Origin of the sequence: Sphingopyxis sp. SE2, from assembly GCF_032227185.1 — a bacterium.
Lineage (GTDB): Bacteria > Pseudomonadota > Alphaproteobacteria > Sphingomonadales > Sphingomonadaceae > Sphingopyxis.
Map to the genome: position 1 here is coordinate 825561 of NZ_JAPMXW010000001.1, position 22315 is coordinate 847875.

26 protein-coding genes and 1 tRNA gene are annotated in these 22315 nt (G+C 64.0%); 11 read left to right on the forward strand and 16 right to left on the reverse strand.

The window, feature by feature from the left end; all coding sequences use genetic code 11:
- Positions 1–24: 24 nt before the first annotated feature.
- Both OVY29_RS03805 and OVY29_RS03810 read right to left on the reverse strand, forming a co-directional pair.
- Positions 25–756 carry a DUF6602 domain-containing protein gene (locus OVY29_RS03805; protein ID WP_313910978.1) on the reverse strand — a complete coding sequence of 244 codons (732 nt, stop codon included), beginning with the start codon at positions 754–756 and terminating at the stop codon, positions 25–27.
- A gap of 101 nt (positions 757–857) precedes the next feature.
- Complete coding sequence (locus OVY29_RS03810) at positions 858–1169, reverse strand: hypothetical protein (RefSeq protein WP_313910979.1); 312 nt, start codon at positions 1167–1169, stop codon at positions 858–860.
- 58 nt (positions 1170–1227) lie between these two features.
- Here OVY29_RS03810 and OVY29_RS03815 point away from each other — a divergent pair, with 58 nt between their 5' ends.
- From OVY29_RS03815 to OVY29_RS03835, 5 genes are all read left to right on the forward strand, one after another.
- Complete coding sequence (locus tag OVY29_RS03815; protein WP_313910980.1) at positions 1228–1575, forward strand: hypothetical protein; 348 nt, start codon at positions 1228–1230, stop codon at positions 1573–1575.
- Positions 1576–1751: 176 nt separating this feature from the next.
- The gene (locus OVY29_RS03820; protein ID WP_313910981.1) at positions 1752–2069 is read left to right on the forward strand and encodes a hypothetical protein; all 318 of its coding nucleotides are present in this window, start codon (positions 1752–1754) and stop codon (positions 2067–2069) included.
- A 1-nt stretch (position 2070) separates the two neighbouring features.
- Complete coding sequence (locus OVY29_RS03825; RefSeq protein WP_313910982.1) at positions 2071–2367, forward strand: hypothetical protein; 297 nt, start codon at positions 2071–2073, stop codon at positions 2365–2367.
- A complete protein-coding gene (locus tag OVY29_RS03830) occupies positions 2364–2795 on the forward strand; it encodes a hypothetical protein (RefSeq protein ID WP_313910983.1) in 432 nt (143 codons plus the stop codon). The genes OVY29_RS03825 and OVY29_RS03830 overlap by 4 nt, the downstream gene beginning before the upstream one ends.
- Before the next feature lie 103 nt (positions 2796–2898).
- Positions 2899–3177 carry an excalibur calcium-binding domain-containing protein gene (locus OVY29_RS03835; RefSeq protein ID WP_313912039.1) on the forward strand — a complete coding sequence of 93 codons (279 nt, stop codon included), beginning with the start codon at positions 2899–2901 and terminating at the stop codon, positions 3175–3177.
- 3 nt (positions 3178–3180) lie between these two features.
- On the opposite strand, the gene OVY29_RS03840 is transcribed toward OVY29_RS03835, so the two are convergent.
- A complete protein-coding gene (locus OVY29_RS03840) occupies positions 3181–3729 on the reverse strand; it encodes a hypothetical protein (protein WP_313910984.1) in 549 nt (182 codons plus the stop codon).
- Positions 3730–3828: 99 nt separating this feature from the next.
- A complete protein-coding gene (locus OVY29_RS03845) occupies positions 3829–4950 on the reverse strand; it encodes a DUF6551 family protein (RefSeq protein ID WP_313910985.1) in 1122 nt (373 codons plus the stop codon).
- Between OVY29_RS03845 and OVY29_RS03850 the strand changes: the two genes are divergently transcribed.
- On the forward strand, positions 4949–5308 hold the full coding sequence (locus tag OVY29_RS03850; protein ID WP_313910986.1) for a DUF6961 family protein: 360 nt from the start codon (positions 4949–4951) through the stop codon (positions 5306–5308). The two genes, OVY29_RS03845 and OVY29_RS03850, sit on opposite strands and share 2 nt — an antisense overlap.
- A gap of 308 nt (positions 5309–5616) precedes the next feature.
- Here OVY29_RS03850 and OVY29_RS03855 read toward each other — a convergent pair.
- The 6 genes from OVY29_RS03855 to OVY29_RS03880 all read right to left on the reverse strand — a co-directional run bounded on the left by OVY29_RS03855 (position 5617) and on the right by OVY29_RS03880 (position 11324).
- Positions 5617–5692, reverse strand: a tRNA-Lys gene (locus OVY29_RS03855).
- A gap of 112 nt (positions 5693–5804) precedes the next feature.
- The gene (gene rodA, locus OVY29_RS03860; protein ID WP_037557057.1) at positions 5805–6911 is read right to left on the reverse strand and encodes a rod shape-determining protein RodA; all 1107 of its coding nucleotides are present in this window, start codon (positions 6909–6911) and stop codon (positions 5805–5807) included.
- Positions 6908–8815 carry a penicillin-binding protein 2 gene (gene mrdA / locus OVY29_RS03865; RefSeq protein WP_037557056.1) on the reverse strand — a complete coding sequence of 636 codons (1908 nt, stop codon included), beginning with the start codon at positions 8813–8815 and terminating at the stop codon, positions 6908–6910. The genes rodA and mrdA overlap by 4 nt, the downstream gene beginning before the upstream one ends.
- Positions 8816–8833: 18 nt before the next feature.
- A complete protein-coding gene (locus OVY29_RS03870) occupies positions 8834–9355 on the reverse strand; it encodes a hypothetical protein (RefSeq protein ID WP_037557055.1) in 522 nt (173 codons plus the stop codon).
- A complete protein-coding gene (gene mreC, locus OVY29_RS03875) occupies positions 9352–10257 on the reverse strand; it encodes a rod shape-determining protein MreC (protein ID WP_037557054.1) in 906 nt (301 codons plus the stop codon). The genes OVY29_RS03870 and mreC overlap by 4 nt, the downstream gene beginning before the upstream one ends.
- Positions 10258–10277: 20 nt before the next feature.
- Positions 10278–11324 carry a rod shape-determining protein gene (locus tag OVY29_RS03880; protein WP_037557053.1) on the reverse strand — a complete coding sequence of 349 codons (1047 nt, stop codon included), beginning with the start codon at positions 11322–11324 and terminating at the stop codon, positions 10278–10280.
- A gap of 194 nt (positions 11325–11518) precedes the next feature.
- Here OVY29_RS03880 and mutL point away from each other — a divergent pair, with 194 nt between their 5' ends.
- The 3 genes from mutL (at position 11519) to OVY29_RS03895 (ending at position 14262) form a co-directional block, all read left to right on the forward strand.
- Positions 11519–13339, forward strand: a complete 1821-nt coding sequence (mutL, locus tag OVY29_RS03885) for a DNA mismatch repair endonuclease MutL (RefSeq protein WP_037557052.1) — start codon at positions 11519–11521, stop codon at positions 13337–13339.
- Between the two features lie 9 nt (positions 13340–13348).
- A complete protein-coding gene (locus OVY29_RS03890; RefSeq protein ID WP_152567679.1) occupies positions 13349–13663 on the forward strand; it encodes a hypothetical protein in 315 nt (104 codons plus the stop codon).
- A gap of 77 nt (positions 13664–13740) precedes the next feature.
- Entirely contained in the window at positions 13741–14262 is a 522-nt protein-coding gene (locus tag OVY29_RS03895) for a hypothetical protein (RefSeq protein WP_037557051.1), read from the forward strand.
- On the opposite strand, the gene OVY29_RS03900 is transcribed toward OVY29_RS03895, so the two are convergent.
- The 3 genes from OVY29_RS03900 to OVY29_RS03910 all read right to left on the reverse strand — a co-directional run bounded on the left by OVY29_RS03900 (position 14263) and on the right by OVY29_RS03910 (position 17888).
- On the reverse strand, positions 14263–15456 hold the full coding sequence (locus tag OVY29_RS03900; protein WP_037557050.1) for a nucleotide pyrophosphatase/phosphodiesterase family protein: 1194 nt from the start codon (positions 15454–15456) through the stop codon (positions 14263–14265).
- Between the two features lie 42 nt (positions 15457–15498).
- Positions 15499–17067, reverse strand: a complete 1569-nt coding sequence (locus OVY29_RS03905) for an alkaline phosphatase D family protein (protein WP_037557049.1) — start codon at positions 17065–17067, stop codon at positions 15499–15501.
- A 74-nt stretch (positions 17068–17141) separates the two neighbouring features.
- The gene (locus tag OVY29_RS03910) at positions 17142–17888 is read right to left on the reverse strand and encodes a glutaredoxin family protein (RefSeq protein ID WP_037557048.1); all 747 of its coding nucleotides are present in this window, start codon (positions 17886–17888) and stop codon (positions 17142–17144) included.
- Between the two features lie 32 nt (positions 17889–17920).
- Between OVY29_RS03910 and OVY29_RS03915 the strand changes: the two genes are divergently transcribed.
- Positions 17921–18325, forward strand: a complete 405-nt coding sequence (locus OVY29_RS03915) for a MerR family DNA-binding protein (protein WP_037557047.1) — start codon at positions 17921–17923, stop codon at positions 18323–18325.
- A 26-nt stretch (positions 18326–18351) separates the two neighbouring features.
- Here OVY29_RS03915 and ychF read toward each other — a convergent pair whose 3' ends face one another.
- On the reverse strand, positions 18352–19449 hold the full coding sequence (ychF, locus tag OVY29_RS03920; RefSeq protein WP_037557046.1) for a redox-regulated ATPase YchF: 1098 nt from the start codon (positions 19447–19449) through the stop codon (positions 18352–18354).
- A gap of 129 nt (positions 19450–19578) precedes the next feature.
- Between ychF and OVY29_RS03925 the strand changes: the two genes are divergently transcribed.
- A complete protein-coding gene (locus OVY29_RS03925) occupies positions 19579–20241 on the forward strand; it encodes a CAP domain-containing protein (RefSeq protein ID WP_052182424.1) in 663 nt (220 codons plus the stop codon).
- A gap of 41 nt (positions 20242–20282) precedes the next feature.
- On the opposite strand, the gene OVY29_RS03930 is transcribed toward OVY29_RS03925, so the two are convergent.
- Positions 20283–21860: a PhoX family protein gene (locus OVY29_RS03930; protein ID WP_313910987.1), complete on the reverse strand. Its 1578-nt coding sequence runs from the start codon at positions 21858–21860 to the stop codon at positions 20283–20285.
- A gap of 102 nt (positions 21861–21962) precedes the next feature.
- Entirely contained in the window at positions 21963–22154 is a 192-nt protein-coding gene (locus tag OVY29_RS03935) for a hypothetical protein (RefSeq protein ID WP_313910988.1), read from the reverse strand.
- Positions 22155–22315 lie beyond the last annotated feature (161 nt).

Genomic DNA, 22315 nt, shown 5'->3' on the forward strand with positions numbered 1-22315 from the left:
GCCCTCCCGAATGAAGGCTGGCCGTTAGCCGATATACTCATTCCACTTCACTTCACGGGTCTGAATTATGCCGGCAATGTTCGCCAGGATGGTCAAGAAGCGCGCAAGCCCAAGGGGGGCGCCGTCGACAACGATGAATTGAGTGCCATCGTCCCGAACATCCTCGAAGATACCCTCGTTTTTGAGCAAAACTCCCTTCGAGAGGTCAAGATAGATGTCGGGCTTATCCGTTTCGGGGACAGCATTTAACCAGCGCGCGATCGTAGAGAGGGCCGCGCCGTCGTATGTGACGACGACCGCAAGTATGCGCCCGTGAGGCCACGATAGCTCGCCGAAACGTACCCCGGCCAGTGAACTGGAGGTCAATTTTCTGACGCTTCTGATATTTTCGCCAATTTCCCCAATCGTTGCCTTGCCCTTGATCGACGTTTTGATTTCGAAAGTGGCCATCGCTCCCTCTTGAAAGATTAGGTCATGGCCGCTGGCAAAACGCAGTCGAGGCATTGATCCTGCTAGAAGGACGATATCTTGCTGTTTGGAGCGCTTTCCCTTCGCGTCGACGATCACCCCGCTAACGACACTGTTCATTTCGGGCAGATGGTTGATCAGAAAGTGCTGGATCAGGCTTTCGCGCGCAGCGCCGGCGGTTGCCGCATGTCCCAAGACTTTTGTCATCGCAAACTGAGCTGCCAGTGACTCAACGGCGCCAGAGCAATATTCCATAAGTGGCGAGGCTTTAGCTGTCGTTCTTGTCACAAAGCGTCCTTTTCAAAGCGATGCAACGACGCGTAACTATCATCGGCCTATTTTGCCAATACCTTTGCTGCCGGTCTGGTTCTCTCGGTCTTGGCGAAGGTTCACCGCCTGCGTCGTAGCTGTCGTTTCCACTCGCTGATCTGCGGCATCGGCAATTGCCGCGTATGAGCCTCGGAAGTTAGTTCCAGCATCGCTAGCGTCCGCTTCCGCTTCGCGTAATAGCATTGCAGGCACCGCATCCGCTCGCGCACTGCGGGCAGCTTGTCGTTCCATCCCTTACGCTCGAACAGATACCAGAGCGCGTGCGGATCGAAGATGCCGACGTTCCCGCAATGACACGACGCCTTGATGGTCCGATGCCGGACGGCGGCATCGAACAGGTCGCTGATGGGGTTTGCCAGCTCTCGACTCATGACTCGACAAATGAGAACATTGGTGGAACATTTGTGCAATCGAGAATCGAGTCGGAGAATGAAAATGGACGTGCAAGCGATCAGCTTTCGCGGCTTCAAACTTGTCGCCAGAGGCGTCAGCCAAGCTGCCGTCGATCAGGCGCGCGTCGAAGTTGAGGGCGTGCTGGAAAAGCATGGCGTGACCGCGGCGGATTTGGACAACCTGACGCATCGGTATCGCATTCTGGGTGAGTCCGGCATCGACGTGCAGCAGCTTCGGGCTGAGGATTATAAACGCTTCAACATCGACCCGGCGCACGTCCGCGCGAACAAGCGCGTTTTCGACGTGCTCAACGCTGCCCGGAAATTGGGCGCGAGCCAGCCTGGAAGCGTCATCTCATTCCAGCCCAACCAGGTGCACGCGTGACACCGGGACATAATGGGAGGCCCGATGCCGATCGGATCGCTGACTATCTGGAAGGCAAGGCAGACCGGTTCAACGATCGCGCCGGCCGAACGGGTGATGCCGAGCTGCGATCCCGTGCCACGACGTTGAACGCGGCGGCATCGGACATTCGCGCGCGTCTATTCGAGGATTGAACGATGGACGACAAGCTCACGATCTACGGTCAGGAAAAGCTCAGACCCGACGTGCGGAACGCGGCGCTTGCAGCGGCCCATGCAGTCCTGTCACGCGAAGGGGTTTCGCCGCGCGAAGCTGTGCAGGCGGCTGGCGTCGATCTCCTGCTCGCGGAAGGTCTCGCTCCTGACGCGCGCACCGACGAGCATTTCAGGGAGCATGGCGCCACGCTGCACGCTGCCGAAACACATAGCGCCGCGACGGAAGCGGCTCAGGCCGAAATCATGCGGCTAGACCCTGCCAATGCGGAATCCCATGTCCTGTTTTCAGTGAGAGCCTGACATGGTTTACCGAAAGGGCGAGCGCCCAGTTGAAAAACGGGTCGTGGATTATTCGCCTGATCACCCTGTCGCCAGCGGCATAGCGGACGGCGATCATTGGTTGGACGCATGGCTCGGGCAGATGTGCACGCCGTGGGAGACAATCACGCGCAAGACAGGAATCTCGCGCGAGCGGATCGAGGAATTGAACGACGACGCGGAGCCAACGCGGGACGAGATCGAAAGGCTCGCCGCGTTGTGGTGGGTAACGCCGGAAGGGCTGCGGCGATCGATCGAAGAGGCTGAGGCCTACGGATGATCTTCGCCCTCCTATTCGCCGCTTCTGTAGTTCCCGCTGGCCAAGCCTTCGACTGCACTCCCACGGCAGTATGGGATGGCGACGGCCCGATCTGGTGCGCTGAGGGGCCGCATATTCGGCTGTCAGGCATCGCGGCGCGCGAGATGGACGGTACGTGCAGGCCCGGCCACCCATGCCCGGCCGCTGATCCGCGCGCAGCTCGCAATCATCTTGTCAGATTAGTCGGGGAACCGACCGGGATGCGCTCCACCGGACATATCTTAGTGAAGGGGCCAACAATGCGCTGTCGATCGGCGGGCGGCGCAGGGGGCAATCGCACAGCTGCCTTCTGCACGTCACCGAAGTCCGGCGATATTTCCTGTGCCATGGTGCGTGACGATTATGCCGCGCGATGGGATCGATACTGGCTGGGGCACCGCTGCAAATAGCGCGACAGGGCCGATCGCTGCCAATCTGGATCGATCGAATCGACATCTTAAGATTTGAACGGCAAACTCGCTCCGGGGGAACGGGATGCGATTCATCGGTCTTATGATTGCGGCTGCGGTTGCAGCGAGCGCCAGTGCCCATCCGGGCGGGCTGGCTGCTGATGGTTGTCACAACGACCGAAAGAACGGCGGTCGGCACTGTCATCGCGCTCCGGGAGGCACGGCGCCTCCGGCTGATCGGCCACAGAGAGCGTTTGGCGGTAATGTCTATTATCCCAATTGCACCGCCGCGCGCTCAGCGGGCGCAGCTCCGGTTCGGCGCGGGGCGCCGGGATACGGGAAGCATCTAGATAGAGATGGAGACGGCGTAGGCTGCGAATAGCTGCTAGCTGGAGAAGTAGTCCGGATACTCCCGGATTAGCAGTTTGCGCAGAGCGTCATCGTCCGGCTCGCCGGGACTATCGTAAGCATCTAGGCGAACGAATGCCGGCGCATCGTCGTCGTAAATCGTCGGGCCAAAGCTGTAGATTCCGAAGCCCCGACGCTCCCCCGTAAAATCGGCTAGGAGCCGACCGCTCTTCTTCGTGAACTGAATCGGCACGGCGTAGAACGATGTCTGTTCAAATCGATCGCCATTGCGCGAAACCTCCGAGCGCCAAATTCGGCGGAGGGGAACGTTTACGCCCCGGATATCGACGTAGACAGACCTTAACGGCAACTCGGAGGCGATTGCAGTCGACGTGACCAGTTTGATGACCGCATGCTTGCCCAGTGCCTCATACTCGATTGAATCGATCGGAAGGCACAGGTCGAAGTCGATTGATCGGACCATCTGCTTGGCAAGGTCCTGCAATGGGTCGGAGGATTGAGCCGCAGCAGGAGCAGACGAAGCGGCAGCAATAAGCAGCAGCGCGGCGGAAATAGTTTCGTTCATCGGTAGCCTCCCCTTTATCGGGTTGAAGCACTTGCCAATGGCCTACGCAACGGTTTCCAGAAGGTGGGCGATGACGTTTGGCGCCATCGCCCGACGCCCTTACGCTGCTGCCAAAAATTGCCTGTCGGATTGCAACGCAGCTTCGATAGCAATTCTAAGCGCCACAGCTCGCTCTTCGCTCCCTTGGAGATCGCGTATTATATTGCGGAACCCATCACTGTTTACACATCGCAGAGCCGGCACAAGCTTGTCAGGATCGAAGCCCTGCGGAGGTTCGGCGAAGAGCAGCACCAACGCATTGAAGACGGAAGAGCCCTGCGCGACGCTTTCTCCATCAAATGCTTCCGCCATCGAAGTAAGTGCCGCAGACACGACCGCCTCACCATGGCGCCGCAAGCCAGCGGCGATTGATGAGGTGAAGGATATCTCGCCCGGCTTACGTGCGTTAACCGCCATGCTCCGCGCCACGGTGAGACCCGCTTCCGTAACCAGCCGGTGGATTTCCAACGCGTCTTCGTCGGCCGCCGCGAGGGCGGCGTAAAAGTCATCAAGGCGGTTCATCGGTTTTCGGGCGCGATTGGCGGTAATGAACATCCGAGCTTCGTCCTCGGGCGTCGGATAGGAGAACGAGCAGCAGGGCAGGTGGGTCAGGTCGCCGCGCCGCACTGCTGCCGCCCACCGATGCTGCCCGTCGATGATGACACGGCTGCCGTCCGGTCGAGCTGAGACGATCAGAGAGGAAAAGAGCCGCCAGTCGAATGAGGCCGCAATGCTGGCGATGAGCCGCCGCGAGGCCGCATTGTCGATGGAACGCTGATAGCTGGGGTCAACGCTGAGGTCCCTAGGTGCCACCCATTCGATAATAGGGGGCGCACCCACGATGGCCCGGAAGCCTTTCTTCGCTGCGGATTTGCTCTTTGTCCCGAACTGCGCGGACTTTCCCGGCCCGATCGCTGTCACGTTGTTCAGTTCCTCAGCTCGTAGGCCGGCGACCAAATCGGGAACCTCCTCGGCGTTTCTGCACCAGAGCTCGCCTTGATGCTGGATCACGACATTGCCCAGATGAACGCGCGCCGTTCCGACCGGCGTCTTGATAAGGAAGGTGCCGTTGGGCGACAACTCGCCGCGGACATCGCTCATCACCCAATCGGGAAGAGATGAGCCGTCGTGGGTCCAGTGGCGGACACCTTGCGGTAAATCGATGCGAGTATGCATATTCATGACCGTCTCCTTGATCCTCGCCCACGGCATGTGGGCGGGCGCGCAAGGTGCGCTAGAGAAACGGAAAGCACCGAATCGGGCGATCTTGATTTTGAGCCGGTACGCCTATGGCTGCCGGATAGGTCCACAATTTCAGGCGCGGAGGAAGCCAGAGCGAATGTCGATCACACCCGAGCGTGAACTGTGGGCATGCGCTTTGCTCGTCGAGCGCGAGCAGGGTGACAACGCTGCGATCTACATTGCGGAGCGCATCGGTGCCCTTGCGTCGGAAGGTGACGCCGCTGGCGTCGCGAGATGGAAAGCGATTGCGGAAAAGCTCTCACTGCTCTGGACCGGCGAGCGACCAATGCCGATGTAAGGGTGAGGGAAGCGGCTGGGACGATCTGGCGGCGTCATCGGGGCAGCGCCCGCGAATGACGGATTAGGGGGCTGCCGTCTTCGGTCGCAACCCGCTTCCCCTGAGGGCGGACATAGCACGAACCCGTTAATCGGGAAAGACGCTCAACGTGCAACATTTGATCGGCTTGGTCGATAATAGGCGGCATCTGCCTAATGCGCATGCCAAATGCCGCGAAATCGTGCCGGTCGATTACGTGGCGATTACGTGAACCCGAAAAAGGCCCCCGAGGGTTGGTGCTTGATCGGTCAAAACTGGCGGAAAAGTAATGGTGGACGCACTAGGGCTCGAACCTAGGACCCGCTGATTAAGAGTCAGCTGCTCTACCAACTGAGCTATGCGTCCACTGCCGGTTTCCGGCGCTCACGCAGCCTCGGAAAAGCCCTTGGCGTCGTGAAGAGAGCGGCCCGCTATCATGGTGCCAGACCCTTGGCAATGGCCTTGCCGAATTTTTTTATCAATGAAAGCGGCGGCTGCCGGTTTTGCTGTCGTTTTCGATCGCGAGAATGATACCGACGCACGTCATGATCGTGAGCATCGACGAGCCGCCATAGGAAAAGAGCGGCAGCGGAATGCCGACGACGGGCGCGAGCCCCATAACCATCATCAGGTTGATCGCGATATAGAAGAAGATCGTCATCGTGAGGCCCGCGGCGGTCAGCTGGCCAAAGCGCGTGCGCGCCTTGAGCGCGACGCGCGTCGACCAGCGGAGCAGCAGGAAAAAGCCGAACAAGAGTGCCAGCCCGCCGATCAGCCCCCATTCCTCCGCCATGGTGGCGAAGATGAAGTCGGTATGTCCCTCGGGCAGATAGTCCAGGTGGCTTTGCGATCCGTTGAGGAAACCCTTGCCGCCGATACCGCCCGACCCGATCGCGATTTTCGATTGGCTGATGTGATAGCCGGCGCCCAAGGGATCGCTCTCGGGGTCGAGGAAGATCAGCACGCGTTTCTGCTGATAATCGTGCAGGAAGGAGAAGAGCACGGGCAGCGCCGCGAGCCCCGCGACCGCGGTGCTGCCGAACCACCAGAAGGGGAGGCCCGCGACGAACATCACCACGACCCCGCCGATCGAGATGGCGAGCGCGGTGCCGAGGTCGGGTTGCAGCATCACCAGCGCGGCGGGCAGCCCGATCATCACCAGCGCGGGCCAGAGCGCGGTGAAGGTGCGCGTGTTTCCGGGCGGCAACTGGGCGTAGAAGCGGGCGAGGGCGACGACGACCGCGACCTTCATCAGTTCGGATGGCTGGAGGTTGATGAAGCCGAGGTTCAGCCATCGCTGGCTGCCCCCGCCGACGAAACCCAGAAGTTCGACGGCGAAGAGCAGGACGAGCACGCCGATATAGGCGATATAGGAGAAGTCCTCGAAGATGCGGATCGGGAAACGCCCGATCACAAGCGCGGCGCCGAGGAAGACGAGGAAGCGCACCCCCTGTTGCCACGCCCACGGTGACCAGTTGCCGCCCGCGGCCGAATAAAGAACGAGCAGCCCAAAGCCGGTGATCCCGCCGAGGATGGCGATCAGTTTCCAAGGGATGCGCTGGATCGCGGGCGGGACGGGAATCATTGCGGCACTCCGGGCTCGGGGTCGCTCGACGCGCCCGATTTCCATGCGGCATAGTCGCGGTCCATACGATCCTTGATCGGCCCGCCCCAGCCGGCCTCGAGCGTCTCGAGTGCCTCCATTCCCTTTTCGCGGTCGAACAGATAGGTCATGAAATCCCTTGCGACGGGCGCTGCGGCGCGGCTGCCGCCCATGCCGTGCTCGATCACGATCCCGGTGGCGTAACGCGGATTGTCGACCGGCGCGAAGCCGACGAACAGCCCGTGATCGCGAAATTTCCACGTTCCGCTTGAACCGTTGCCAGTGCGGAGCCCGCGCACCTGTGCGGTGCCCGTTTTGCCCGCCATGGTGATGCCGTCGAGCGGCAGGCGGCTGCGCACCGCTGTGCCGGCGCCATTAACCACGAGGTCCATGCCCTGCCGCGCGACGGCGAGCGCTTCGGGCGAGAAGGGCAGCGGTTCGTTCCCGAACTCGCGGTTGATGAGGCGTGGATAGAGGCTGCGCCCCGATGCGATCCGCGCCGCCATCACCGCGAGCTGGAGCGGATTGACGCTGACATAGCCCTGTCCAATGACCGCGTTGAGCGAGTCCGACGCCGACCATTGCTGATCGTATTTCCGCATTTTCCACGCGCTGTCGGGGATGGTGCCATAGCGCTGGTTACTCCCCGCCAGCCGGAACTCCTCGCCGAGCCCGAGCAACCGGGCGGTGGGGGCCATGGCATCATAGCCGAGCCGGTGCGCGAGCCAGTAGAAATAGCTGTTGCAGCTTTTCATGATCGCCGACGGCATGTCGAGGCTGCCATGGGTGCCGAGACAGCGGAAGAAACGGTTGCCGAGACGGTAGCCGCCGATGCAGGTGTGGCGCTCGCTCGGGTCGACGCCATGTTCGACCGCGGCGATCGCGGCCATCGGTTTCAGCGTCGATCCGGGCGGATAGAGGCCGCGCGTCGCCTTGTTGATCAGCGGCTGGTGATCGTCGGCGCGCAGCCACGCATATTCGCTGGTGCTGATGCCGTCGGAAAAGCTGTTCGGGTCGAAGCTCGGCATCGATACGAAGGCGAGGATGTCGCCATTGTGGCAGTCGATGACGACCGCCGCGCCCGATTCGCGCCCCATGCGCCGCGCGACATATTCCTGCAGGCCGGCGTCGATCGTCAGATGGACGGTCTTGCCCTGTACGTCTGGCTGCGTGGAAAGATCGCGGACGACCTTGCCGCGCGCCGTCACCTCGACGCGCCGCGCGCCGGGCTGGCCCTTCAGCATCTCCTGGAAATATTTCTCCAGCCCGTCCTTCCCGATCTTGTAGCCGGGCGTGATGTACAGCGGATCCTTGGCTTTCTGATACTCCTCGGCGTTCGGGGCGCCGACATAGCCGATCAGGTGGCCGACCGCGGCGCCGGTCGGATAATTGCGTGCAAAGCCGCGCTGCGGCGCGATGCCGGGCAGTTCGGGCAGGCGGACGAGGATCGAGCTATATTCGGCCTCGGTCATGTCCTCCTTGACCGCGACCGGCTGGAACCCCGATGCCGCCTTCAGGTCGCGATTGATCCGCTCCATCGCATCGCCATCGAGCCGGAGCAGCGTCTGGAGCTGCCCCAGCACCATCTCCTTGTTGTGCAGACGGTCGGGAATGAGGTCGATGCGGAGCGAAACGCGATTGTTCGCGAGCGCCGTGCCATGGCGGTCGACGATCCAGCCGCGGCGCGGGGGGATCAGCGTCAAATTGACGCGGTTGCTTTCCGATTCGAGGACGTAGCGATCATTGTCGATCACCGAAATATAGGTCATGCGCGCCGCGAGCGCGACGCCGACCGCCGCCTGCGCCCCGCCGACGACGAGCGCGCGGCGGGTGAAGGTTATGCCCCTCCAGGCTTCGGTGATCGGCGGACTCTTCTTCTTCGGCATCGGCGGATTGGAACCAGTTTATCGGCGTTTCAGGCGGAAATTGTCAAACGCGCCGGTCAGGCGCATGAACAGCGGCACGAGCAGCGCCGAGATGATGATCTGCGGCACGACGAGGCCGAGCACCAGCCGGGTGTCCGCCTGTGGATGGGTAATCAGCGCTGCGAGCGACTGGATGATCGCGATCAGCAGCGCCGCGATCGCCCAATCGTGTAAAAAGCCGCGCCAATAGATGCGCTGCGACGAATAGGCGATCGCGATGCTGGCAAGCGTCCACAGCCCGACCGCGGTGCCGATCGGGGCGCCGCTGAACAGGTCGTCCCACAGGCCGAGCGGTAGGCCGATCCACACCGGCCACATTTCGGAGCGGAGCAATTGCCAGCACAGGAAAAACAGCAGGCCGAGCGGCGGCAGCACCGGCGAGTTGGCGATCAGCGGCAGCATCAGCGGCACCGCCGACGCGAACATCACGCTCGCGATCGGAACGATGCGCATCCGCCACAGCGATGCCGGTTCGCCGAGGCGCGGCCCCTTCTGCTTCATGGCGCGCTGGCGGGGGCGGGAAGCGGCGCGGGCGCCGGGCGGCCCTGCGCCTCGATATTGTCGGGCGTATAGGGGCGCAGCACCGCCACTGCATCGACCTTGCCCGGATCGGCGAGTGGGCGCGCGAGCGCGCCGTCGTGCTGGCGCCTTACCACGATCGCGACGGGGATGTTCGGCGGATAGAGCCCGCCGGTGCCCGAGGTCACGAGGATGTCGCCCGGCTTGAACGGGTTGTTCGCGATGTTGAGCGTGCGGACGTCGAGATCGCCGTTGCCGCGGCCGCTGGCGAGCGCGGGCAGGCCGTCGCGCGCGCGCCGGACGGGAACGATATTGTCGACGTCGGTGAGGAGCAGCACCTGCGACACTGACGGTCCGGAGGTCAGCACGCGGCCGATCAGCCCGTCGGCGCCGCGCACCGGCTGGCCCGCGGCGACGCCGAGATTGCGTCCGATGCTGAGCAGCGCGATGCGCTTGGCGCTCGTCGACGTCGAGGTGAGCAGATACCCGTTGGCGAGCGCGGTCTTGTCGGTTTCCTGCAGTTTGAGCAGCGCCTTCAATTGGCGATTCTCTTCCTGCAGCGAGCTGGTCGCGACGAGCTGGCGGCGCGTCTCGGCGAGTTCCTTGCGCAGCCGCCGGTTTTGCGTGCCCGCGCCGACATAGGCGCCGACGCTGTCGTCGATACCCGAAAGCGATCCGGTCACCGACCGCGTCACGCGCGCGATCGGCGCGGTGATTTCCTGGCTCGCCACGCGCAGTTGGGCGAAGCCGACGGGATCAACGACCGACAGGATCGCCAGAAGCAGACCTGCCACCGCGCCAGTCACCGCTATGACATAGGCTACGAACAGGCTGTACTGAGCCTTTCGGGATTGCCCCGGACGTCGATGTGCCGGGCGGACCATAGTGAAGCGCTACCGTCCGATCAGGCTTGCTGGAGCACGCCGCGGAAGGCGGGATCTTCCATCGCGCGGCCGGTGCCGATCGCGACGCAGGTCAGCGGATCTTCGGCGACGGTGACGGGCAGGCCGGTCGCGTCGCGAAGTAGTTCGTCGAGCTCGGCGATCAGTGCGCCTCCGCCCGTCAGGACGATGCCCTGGTCGACGATGTCGGCGGCGAGTTCGGGCGCGGTGTTCTCGAGAGCAATCCGCACGCCCTCGACGATCGTGCCGATCGGTTCGGAGAGGGCTTCGGCGATCTGCGCCTGATTTATCGAAATTTCCTTGGGCACCCCGTTGACGAGGTCGCGGCCCTTGATGTGGATCGTCAGGCCCGTGCCGTCGGCGGGAATGCGTGCGATGCCGAAATCCTTCTTGATCCGTTCGGCGGTCGATTCGCCGATCAGCAGGTTATGGTGGCGGCGGACGTAGGAGACGATGGCTTCGTCCATCTTGTCGCCGCCCGCGCGGACCGAGGTGGTGTAGGCGAGACCGCGCAAGCTGAGCACCGCGACTTCGGTGGTGCCGCCGCCGATGTCGACGACCATCGATCCGATCGGTTCGGTCACCGGCATGTCGGCGCCGATCGCAGCCGCCATCGGTTCCTCGATCAGCCACACTTCGCTCGCGCCGGCGTTCGACGCGGCGTCGCGGATCGCGCGGCGTTCGACGCTGGTCGAGCCCGAGGGGACGCAGATCACGATTTCGGGGCTGCGGAACGCGTTGGGCTTGCCGCCGTGCACCTTGGTGATGAAGTGCTTGATCATCTGCTCGGCGACGTCGATGTCGGCGATGACGCCGTCACGCAGCGGCCGGATCGCCTCGATGCTGTCGGGGGTTTTGCCCATCATCAGCTTGGCGTCGTCGCCGACGGCCTTCACCCGCTTGATCCCGTTCAACGTTTCGACCGCGACGACCGACGGCTCGTTCAGCACGATGCCCTTGCCGCGCACATAGACCACGGTGTTGGCGGTGCCGAGGTCGATTGCCATGTCTTGCGAGTTGAATTTAAGCCAGCGAGAAAAGAAGGACATCGATACTGCTTCCTGTCATCGAAGCCGCGCCCCTGACGGACACGCCCCCTGTCGTGATTTCACCCGCGCGTCCGGCCGGCGACAGCTACAATCAGGGGGAGATTCCGGCTCGTCCACGGAGGGTGGCTGGACAAAATGATCAGGGCTGTGCGGATGGGTCGCGATTTGCGTTCGACTGCGCTAGGAGAGCGGCCATGTCAATACGTCGCCTGCCGGAAAAGCTCGTAAATCGGATCGCAGCGGGTGAAGTGGTTGAAAGACCCGCCGCGGCGCTCAAGGAACTGGTTGAAAACGCCATCGACGCCGGTTCGACTCGCATTTCCGTGCGAATCGCCGAGGGCGGGATTTCACGCCTCGAAGTCGAGGATGACGGCTGCGGAATGACCGCCGCCGAGATGCCGCTCGCGCTCGAACGCCATGCGACATCGAAGCTGCCGACGGACGCGATCGAGGATGTCGTAACGATGGGCTTTCGCGGCGAGGCGCTGCCCTCGATCGCGAGCGTCGCGCGACTGACACTCGAAAGCCGCGTCGCGGGCGGCGACGGCTGGAAACGCGTCGTCGACAATGGCGCGGTGGTCGCCGAAGGCCCCGCGGCGCTCGCAAAGGGCACGCGCGTGATGGTCGAGGATCTGTTCGCGCGCGTGCCGGCGCGGCGCAAATTCCTGCGCAGCGCACGCAGCGAATATGCCGCCTGCCTCGACGCCGTGCGGCGGCTCGCGATGGCGCGCCCCGATATCGCTTTCGTGGTCGAGCATGACGGGCGCCGCGCGCTCGATGTGCAGGGCGGACAGGACCAGCTCACGCGCGTCGCGGCGCTGACCCAGCGCGAGCTCGCCGCGAACAGCATCGGGATCGATCTCGACCGCGGCGAGGTGCATCTGGGCGGGGTGATCAGCCTGCCGACCTACAATCGCGGCATCGCCGATCATCAATATCTGTTCGTCAACGGGCGCCCTGTGAAGGACCGGCTGCTCGTCGGCGCGCTGCGCGGTGCCTACGCCGATCTGCTCGCGCGCGATCGCCATCCGGTTGTGGCGCTGTTCCTCGATGTGCCGACGAGCGAGGTCGATGTGAACGTCCATCCGGCGAAGACCGAGGTGCGCTTTCGCGATCCGCAGCTCATTCGCGGGATGATCGTCGGGGGCCTCCGCCGCGCGCTCGACGAGCATGGCTTCCGCAGCGTCCAGCGCCCTCCCGAGGCCGCGCTCGCCGCGTGGCAGCAGGAACCGGTCGCGCCGCAGCCGCCGGCGCCAAACTTGTTTGCGCCGCACCCGGCGCACTCGCAAAGCCCGGCCACATCCATGTTCGGTGCTGCCGATGCCGGGACGACCGCGCTGCTGCACGACCGCATCGTCGATTTCGCGCCGCCGCGCGATGCGCTTCCGATGGGCCGCGCCGAGCCGGCGATCGCGCCGGTCCCCGGAGCCGAGGCGCATCCGCTCGGCATCGCGCGCGGCCAGATCGCAAAAACCTATATCGTCGCCGAGGCCGAGGACGGGCTCGTCATCGTCGACCAGCACGCCGCCCACGAGCGGCTCGTGCTCGAGCAACTCCGCCGCGGGATGAGCGGGCAGGCGGTGCCGTCGCAAGGCTTGCTGTTGCCCGAGGTCGTCGAGATCGACGAGCCCGCGTGCGACCGGCTCGAAGCCGCCGCGCCGCAGCTCGCCGCGCTCGGCGTCGAGCTTGAGCGTTTCGGTCCCGCCGCGGTGATGGTGCGCGCGACCCCGGCGATGCTCGGCGCCATCGACTGCCACAAGCTTGTCACCGACATCGCCGACGATCTTGCGGGCTATGACGCCGCGCTCGGGCTGAGCGAGCGGCTCGAACTCGTCGCCGCGACGATGGCATGCCACGGTTCGGTGCGTGCGGGGCGGACCTTGAGTGTCGCCGAAATGAACGCACTGCTCCGCACGATGGAGGTCACGCCGCATTCGGGCCAGTGCAACCACGGGCGGCCGACCTGGGTGAAGCTCGACCTAAAGAATGTAGAAAAACTTTTCGGGCGGAAGTGAGCAATCTGTATGAGTTATTTCGTTTATCATCGATACGGTCGGTGCGAGACTAATCTCCCGATTCCTGCCTTTCCTAATTTACTCGACGAACTCGACGACAGGCCGGAGGATGAGGAGCACGGATCGGTGTCGCTAATCCATGAGAGTCAGTGGGGATTGGGTATTCGGCGGAACGGCTATGTTGATTTTGAGAATGTCGAGGCTGACGATGAACCGCGACATATGGAGAATGTGCCGCGAGCCAAGTTATTGGAATTGATGGAAGCCTTGGCGCGTGGGGATTTGGTTGCGTTGGAAGCGGAGCCTTGGGTTGCTGGTTATTGATCTTGAAGACCAAGAGTTCGTGACTTTGGTGAAGCTCGCGATGGAGGATGTCGAAAAATTGTTCGGGAGGAAATAGGATGGGGTTCCGGATCATCGCCATATCGCTCGCCGCGGCCTTGCCAGTGGTGGCCCACGCGGCGCCCGCCGCGCCCGCCTGTCCGACGGCGCCCGTCCTCCCGCCCGAACTCGCCGGCTGGTCGCGCGATGCCTCGAGCCGGACGATCTATGCCTATGGCGACGACCTCGGCGCCGACTGGTTGCCGCTCGGCGCGGCGCGGACCGCGTTGCCGCTGCACAGGTTCGAAAGCCTGCGCTACGGCGTCGCACCCGAGCATAAACCCGACGTCCACAAATTCGGCGGGATGATCCCGATCGAGGTGAAGCGGGCGGGGCGTCTGATCGTCGCGCTCGACGTGGGCGCGTGGATCGACCTCATCCGCGACGGCGCCGCCGTGAAATCGGTCGCCCACGGCCATGGTCCCGCCTGTTCGGGCATTCGCAAGATGGTCGAATATGACGTGGCGCAGGGGCGCTACCAGCTCCAGATCGTCAATGCGCCCACCGCTTCGATCCACGCGATGGCGGTGCTGCGCGACTGATCAGGGCAGCCGCTTGGCGAGTTCGCCAGTCGCGTCGCCCGGCAGCGGCGCGACGCCGAGAAGCAGCATCAGCAGCGGATAGACTTCGATATTGTCGATCGTCCCGACGTCGCCCTTCAACCCCGTGCCACTCGCGACGAAAAGCGCGAGCATCTGGGGGTCCTGATTGTCATAACCGTGCGCGCCGCCCTTCACGGGCCAGCTCGGCGTGCCCGCGATGATCGACCAGCCGGGCTCGGCGATACAGATGATCGCGGCGACGCGCGGATTCCGGCCGTAATGCAGCCGCTCCGGCAGCTCTTCGCGGCGGTTGCAGTTCATATGGTCGTGCGGTTTCAAGAGCGCGTCATAGACCCGGTTGTCGGTGCCCGCTGCGGGCTCGACCGCCGCATAGGGGCCCGTTTCGACCGCTATGATGCTGGGCAGGTCGACGAGGTCGGCGAGCTGGATCACGCGACTCTCGTCGATCGCGCGCATCCCGTGGTCGGCGACGACCAGCAGGCGCGCGGGCTGGCCTATCGCGGCGAGGCCGGCGGTCAGGTCGCCGATGCGCTTGTCGACTTCGGTGATCGCGGCGTTCACTTCGGCGCTGTCGGGACCGAAGCGGTGCCCGGCATCGTCGACCGCCTCGAAATAGAGGGTGACGAAGGCGGGGCGAATGTCTGAGGGGCGGCGCATCCAGTCGAGGATCGTGTTGACGCGCTGCGCATAGCCGACATGCCTGTCGTAACGCAGCCAGTCGGGCGGCCGCTTCTCGTGAATCGCGACCTCGCTTCCCGGCCAGAACATCGTCGCGCTGCGCACGCCGGCCTTGTCCGCGGTAATCCACGCCGGTTCGGCCTCATCCCACCAGAAGGGATCGAGCGATTGCTTGGGATCGCCGAGGCTGAACGTCACGTCGGGACGCCGCGGGTCGATCATATTGTTGCCGACGATCCCGTTGGTGTCGGGGCGCTTGCCGGTGACCATCGCATAATGATTGGGAAAGGTCTTGGTCGGGAAGGAAGGACGCAGCTTGCCATGCGCGCCCTCGGCGGCGAGGCGCGAGAGGTGGGGGGTGATGCCCCGGTCCAGATAGTCGGCGCGAAAGCCGTCGATCGAGATCAGGATGGTAACGGGCTTGCGGGTATCCTCCTGCGCCTGCGCGGCGAAGGGAAGGAAGAGCGCGAGCAGCAGCGATAGGACGCGGTTCATGCGCGCTCCGCTATGGCGCATATGTGACAGTCCGACGACACGTCACGCCATCTTGATCCCGGCGACGTTGCGCTCGACCACCCCGGTTGCGCGCTTCGACAGCGTATTTACCGGCGCCGTCACCTTGTCGACGACCATGAAATGCGTCTGCCACGCTTCGCGGCCCACTTCGCAGACGACATAGCCGCGCTGGTCGTTGGCGAATTTGAGTTCGGGGTTCTGGCGCAGGAAGACGTCGGTGCCATTGCGCTGATCGCTGCCGTCGCCGCCGCTCGAAATCGAGGTCGCGACGAATTCGGCACCGACGACCTTGTCCTTGAGGACGAGATCGCCGCAGAAATTCTGGTGCTCGTCGCCGGTCAGCACGACGACATTCTTAAGCCCGCCGAGCCGTGACAACATGCGTTCGCGCGGCGCTTCGTAACCCGCCCAGCTGTCGAGGTTGAGAATCTTCTTCGGCTCGTCGGGGCGGCGCCGCCGGTCGAGCGACATCATCGTCACCTGCTGCGCCAGCGTGTTCCACGTCGCGCCGCTTTCGCCCAGATTGCGGTTCAGCCAATCCTCCTGCGCCTTGCCCAGCACCTCGGCCTTCTTGTCATAAACGCCCGGACAGGCGGGTTTGAAGCCGTCCTCGCACGGCTGGTCGCTGCGATATTGCCGCGTGTCGAGCAGTTGCATCGACATGAGGTCGCCATAGCGAAGCTCGCGGTTCAGCGCGACCATGCCGCCGCGCGGCAACATCGAACGGCGGACGGGCATATGTTCGTACCACGCCTGCATCGCCGCCTGCTTCTTGAGCATGAAGATATCGGGCGGCGGTGCGTCGGGGTCGTTGCCGTCGAGCCCGAGCTTCCAATTGTCGATGTCGGACACCCAGTCGTTGCGGATCTCATGATCGTCGAAGCTCGACAGAAAGGCGTGGGTGCAGCGCGCCGCCTGCAGGTCGATGTCGCCGAGCTGCTGCGCATAGGCGAGGCGGAAGTCGCCGAGGTCGATCAGATTACGGAACGCATGTTTGCGCACCGGCCGCGTCGGCAGCCCCGCGTCGAACAGATAATCCTGGCTATATTCATAGATGAAGTCGCCATAATGATAGACGAAGGCAAGGTCTTCGCGCGCGAGGTGGCGATAGGCGCCAAAAAAGCCCGATTCAAAATGCTGGCAACCGCAGACGCCGAATTTCAGCGCTTCGGTCGGCGCGCCCACGCGGGGGAGCGTACGCGCGCGGCCGCGCAGGCTGCGCTCGCCGCCGGCGGTGAAGCGATAATAATAGGGACGATCGGGCTGAAGCCCCGCGACCTCGACATGGACGCTGTGCCCGAGTTCGGGGCGCGCGAGCTCGGTGCCCTTGGCAACCACGTCGCGAAATCCGGCGTCGCTCGCGACCTCCCAGTCGACCGGGAAGTTCGCCAGCGGCATCCCGCCGTGGCGCTCCATCGGTTCGGGCGCGAGCCGCGTCCAGATGACGAAGCCGTCGCTCGCCGGATCGCCCGCCGCGACGCCGAGGCTGAACGGGAATTCGCGAAAGAACCCGCCCTCGGCGCGCAGGATCGCCGGGGCGGCAAGACCGGCAAGCGTGGCCCCGGCGAGGAAGTGGCGGCGGTCGAACATGGCTGGCTCCCTGGGGACGAATCACCGCCCCTGATAGCCCAGTCCCATGTTTCATCAATGACGGATGCGCGGCGTTACAGCCACATCCGCGCCATCCACAGCGCCATCGCGACCATCATCAGATTTTCGGTCAGCGACACAAAACCCAGCGGCACCTTGCTGCTGCCGCCGACGCAGGCGCATTTGATGTCGCGCTTGTCGATATAGACCGCCTTGAACACCGATATCGCGCCGATGCCGCCGATGAACAGCGCGACCGGGATCGACAGCCAGTCGAGCGCGTGCGCGGTCATCAATACGCCGGCGAGACCTTCAGCAAAGGGATAGATGCTCGCATAGGGCACCCAGCGCCGTGCGAGGAGATCGTAATTGAGGAACATCGTCGCGAATTTGTCGACGTCTTGCAATTTCAGCAGCGCGAGCACGATCATGCTGAATGAGATGAACCATTCAGCGGCGCGGAGGGTGAAAATCTCGCCATAGACCGAAAAGCTGGTCGCGAGCGCCATCAGCGCGGTCATCGCGAACAGCGCGATGACGGGGGTGTAGCTCGTCGCATCGGGATCGGCGACCTTCAGCCCGAAATGACCACGCAGGTCGTCGTAGCCGCCGATCCGCTTACCGTCGATGAAGGTCTGCGGCGTCGTCTTGACGCCATGCTCGGCCTTGAATGCGTCGGTTTCTTCGCGCGTCGTCAGCCAGCGGTCGTCGACCGCGAAGCCGCGGCTTTCGAGCAGATGTTTTGCCTTGAGGCCATAGGGGCAGATATGCCCCGGCATGACCATGCGATGGAGGATTGCCTGTTTTGCCATGAACCCCATATAGGCTCCGTACCATAGTACGGAGTCAAGCGATGCAATTGACGATCGGAAAATTGGCAGCGGCGGGTGATGTCGGGGTCGAGACGGTGCGCTATTACCAGCGCCGCGGCCTGATGGGCACGCCCGCGCGCAGCGGCGGCGACGGCTGGGGCGGCGGTGTGCGGCGCTATGACGAAGACGATCTTCGGCGCCTCAAATTCATCCGCGCGGCACAGGGTGCCGGCTTCACGCTCGACGAGATCGGCGAGTTGCTCGCGCTCGAAGCGAGCGACGACCGCGTCCGCGTCCGCACCCTCGCGCGCCAGCGGATCGATGTCCTCGACGAAAAGATCGCACAGATGACCGCAACGCGCGCCGCCCTCGCGCGCCTCGCCGACCAATGCGCCGCGAGCGACAAGGGTCCGTGTCCGATATTGGCGGCGTTCGAGCCAACCTGACCCCTCCCGCCTGCGGGAGGGGAGGCTCAGCTATGCAGGAAGTGCATCACGTCGCCGTCGCTCACGACATAGGCCTTGCCTTCGGCGCGCAGCTTGCCCGCCTCGCGCGCCTTCGCTTCGCCGCCGAGCGTGACATAATCGTCATAGGCGATGGTTTCGGCGCGGATGAAGCCCTTCTGGAAATCGCTGTGGATCTCGCCCGCCGCCTCGGGCGCGGTGGCGCCGGTGTGGACTGTCCAGGCGCGCGCTTCCTGCGGCCCGACGGTGAAGAAGGTGATGAGGTGGAGCAGTTCGTAGCCCGCGCGGATAACACGCGCGAGGCCGGTTTCGTGGAGGCCCATCTCTTCGAGGAATTCGAGCCGGTCGGCCATGTCCATCGTGACGAGCTCGCTCTCGATCGCCGCCGAGACGACGACGGCCTGCGCTCCCTCGGCCGCCGCCTTTGCGAAGACCTTTTCGGAGAAGGCGTTACCGTTCGCGGCGCTGCCTTCGTCGACGTTGCAGACATAGAGGACGGGCTTCGAAGTCAGAAGCTGCGCGGTGCGCAGCACGCGGGCTTCCTCGACGTCCTTCGGTTCGACGAGCCGCGCGGGCTTGCCTTCGCGCAGCAGGTCCAGCGCCTGGCCGAGCACCGAGGAGGCGATCTTCGCTTCCTTGTCGCCCTGTGCGGCTTTCTTGGCAAAGGCGGGAACGCGCTTTTCGAGGCTTTCGAGGTCGGCGAGCAGCAGCTCGGTTTCGACAGTTTCGGCATCGGCGACGGGATCGACCTTGTTCTCGACATGCTGGATGTCGTCATCCTCGAAACAGCGCAGCACATGGACGATCGCGTCGACCTCGCGGATGTTGCCGAGGAACTGGTTGCCGAGCCCTTCACCCTTCGACGCGCCGCGCACGAGGCCGGCGATGTCGACGAAGGCGAGCTGGGTCGCGATGATCTTCTTGCTGCCCGCGATCGCCGCGAGCTTTTCGAGCCGGGCGTCGGGCACCGCGACATTGCCGATATTCGGCTCGATCGTGCAGAAGGGATAATTCGCCGCCTGCGCCGCCGCCGTCTCGGTCAGCGCGTTGAACAGGGTGGACTTGCCGACGTTGGGCAGGCCGACGATCCCGCATTTGAAACCCATAAAAACTCCGTGAGGTCCGGCCGCGGTTGAAGGAGCGCCGGTATCGCAGCGCCCCTAGCGCCAAGTCGCGCCCGATGCCAGTCTTTGCCGTTGCGTGCCGTTCAGACTTGCGGCTTTATCGCGCCAACCATGATCAAAACCCGCCTTGTCGCCGCCGGCTTCCTTCTCACCTTCGGCGTGACCGCCGCCGTTGCCGCACAGGACCGGTTCGAGGAAGGCGTCTTCGCCGAACTCAACCGCTTCCGCAGCGATCCTGCGGCCTATACCGAATATCTCAGCGACTATCGCCCGCGTTTCGAGGGCAAGCTGCTGATCGGCAACGACGACAGCGAGATCGATATCATGACGCGCGAGGGCGTCGCGGCGGTAGACGAGGCGATCCGCGACCTGCGCCGCGAAAAGCCGCTTCCGACCCTGGAATGGAGTGATCCGCTCGCCCGCGCTGCGGCGGATCATGTCGCGGTCCAGTCGCGCTCGGGCGCGGTCGGCCATTATACGCGGGGCAGCGGGCCGGGCGAACGGATGCGCGCCCGCGGCGGCGGGCCCTATGTCAGCGAGGTCATCACCTACGGCCATCATACGCCTGAAGGCGTCGTCGACCAGCTGTTGATCGACGATGGCGTTCCCGGTCGCGGCCATCGCCACAGCCTGCTGCGCCCGACGCATCGTTATGCCGGGGTCGCGTGCGGCCGGCATCCTGTGCACCGGACGATGTGCGTGACCTTGATGTCGCAAACGCGCGACGGCTCCCCGCCGCCCCCGCCTAGGCGGGCGGCGACGAAGGCCGAATAAGCGCGACGGGGCCAGCCGCGAGCGACCGGCCCCGGGCGTCGTCAGTTGCCGACCGGCTGATTGTCGGTCCGCCGTACCACGATCGTCGACGATCGCGGCGCTTCGCCGGCGACCGGCCACTCGCCGGTCGGATGCTGGATGTTGACGAAAAAGGTCGTGAGGTCGGGCGTATAGGCCAGACCCGTGATCTCGCAGCCGAGCGGCCCGACGAGGAAGCGTTTCGACTGCTTGTTCTGCTGATCGACATAGAACATCGCATTATGCCCGAACGCCTGGTCGATCGTCGTGCCGTCGAGGCCCGAATTGCCCGGGACGCTGTGATCGGTCTGCACCCACATGCGGCCCTCGGGATCGATGCGCAGGCCGTCGGGGCTGGAGAAGGTGTCGCCGTCGATGTCGCCGACCAGGTTGCTGCCGCCCGCCGCGAGCGACGGATCGCCGGCGGTCAGGAAGATTTCCCAGCTGAAGCTGGTCGCCAGCGGCGAATCGCCTTCCTCGCTGAACTTGATGATATGCCCATGCAGGTTGCGGATTCGCGGGTTGGCGGCATCGGTGACCGCGCGGCGGCTGTTGTTGGTCAGCGTGCAGAACACCGCGCTGTTGTCGGGCGCGACGGTCAGCCATTCGGGGCGGTCCATCACCGTGCCGCCGGCGACGCGCGCCGCCTGTTGGCATTTGATCAGCACGTCGGCCTGATTGTTGAAATCGATCGTCGTCGGCGCCGGCGGGGTCGTGCTCTGGCTGACATTGCCCGGATCGGAGGCGCCCGCCGTCAGGCCGTTCTCGCCGACGACCAGCGCGCGCCATTCGCCCGTGCCGTCGCCGTTGAAGCGTGCCACATAGAGCGTGCCGTAATCGAGCAGGTCGGTGTTCGCGGCGCGGTTGGTGTCGCTCCAGGCGCGATCGGGGACGAATTTATAGATGCAGCCCGGCGTCGAATCGTCCCCCATGTAAAAGGCGACGCGACGGTCGCCGCTCGACATGAAGGCGACGTTTTCATGGCTGAATCGACCCATCGCGGTGCGCTTGGTCGGCTGCGCCAGTTCGCGCAGCGGATCGATTTCGACCACCCAGCCATAATTATTCTCGGGCTGCGTCGGGTCGAGATAATTGTCGGTCGTTTCTTCACAGGTCAGGTAGGTGTTCCACGGCGTCCGGCCGCTCGAGCAATTGTTGAGCATGCCCTTGATGCTGCCCGACAGCAGGCCCGCTGCAGGCCCGCCGGCGCGATAGCTGCTGTTGCCGGAGTAACGGCGGTTATAGGTCGATCCCGCCTGCACGGTCCATTTGCCGTCGCTGCCCTTGGCGACCTCGACGACGCCGATGCCGACGGCCGAGAGCGCGATGGCCTTCTGGTCGGCGCTCGCCGTCGCGGGGTCGTAGCCGTCCGCCATCAGGATGTTGAAGTCGGGATATTCGTAATTCATCGCGAGCAGGCCGCGGGTATTGGCATCGACGTTGGGGAGCGCGAAATATTCCATGCCGTCGTGATTGCCGCCCGCCCATTTCTCGGCGACCGCGGGGCTCGCGGGGAAACTGCCCGAATAGGCGGTGCCGGCCTCGACCGAATCGCCCGCTTTCAGCAGCACGTCGACGGTATAGCCCTCGGGTACCGTCAATCACCCCGTCGTCTGGTTCGCGACGCAGCAGATGGCGAAGCTCGGCGGCGGAAGTCGGGGGGGTGGGGTCGGCGTCCGTGTCGGTGTCGGCGGGACAATTCGTCAGACCGCGCCATCGTCGTCACACCCGGCCAGCGCCATCGCGGGGATCACGGACAGGCCGAACAGGCCGTTCCGCAGCAGCGTGCGGCGCGTCGGATTCTCGGCGACGATCGCCTCGAGGCTGTCGGGACCCGGAAGGCCGCCGGTTTCGCTGCGATAAGGCGCACGGGCTTCGTCGGTAAGATGTGACATGCAGTTCCCCTGTTTTTCGGTTGAGCCCCGGGACTCGATTGTCCCGGTTGGGAGGTGCGCACCGATTGCAGAGGATGATGTCAGCCGCGTTGCTCGAACGCGTCGGAATGCAATGACTTATATGACGGCCATGTGACGCCGGCTTCTATTGTGCAGACCGG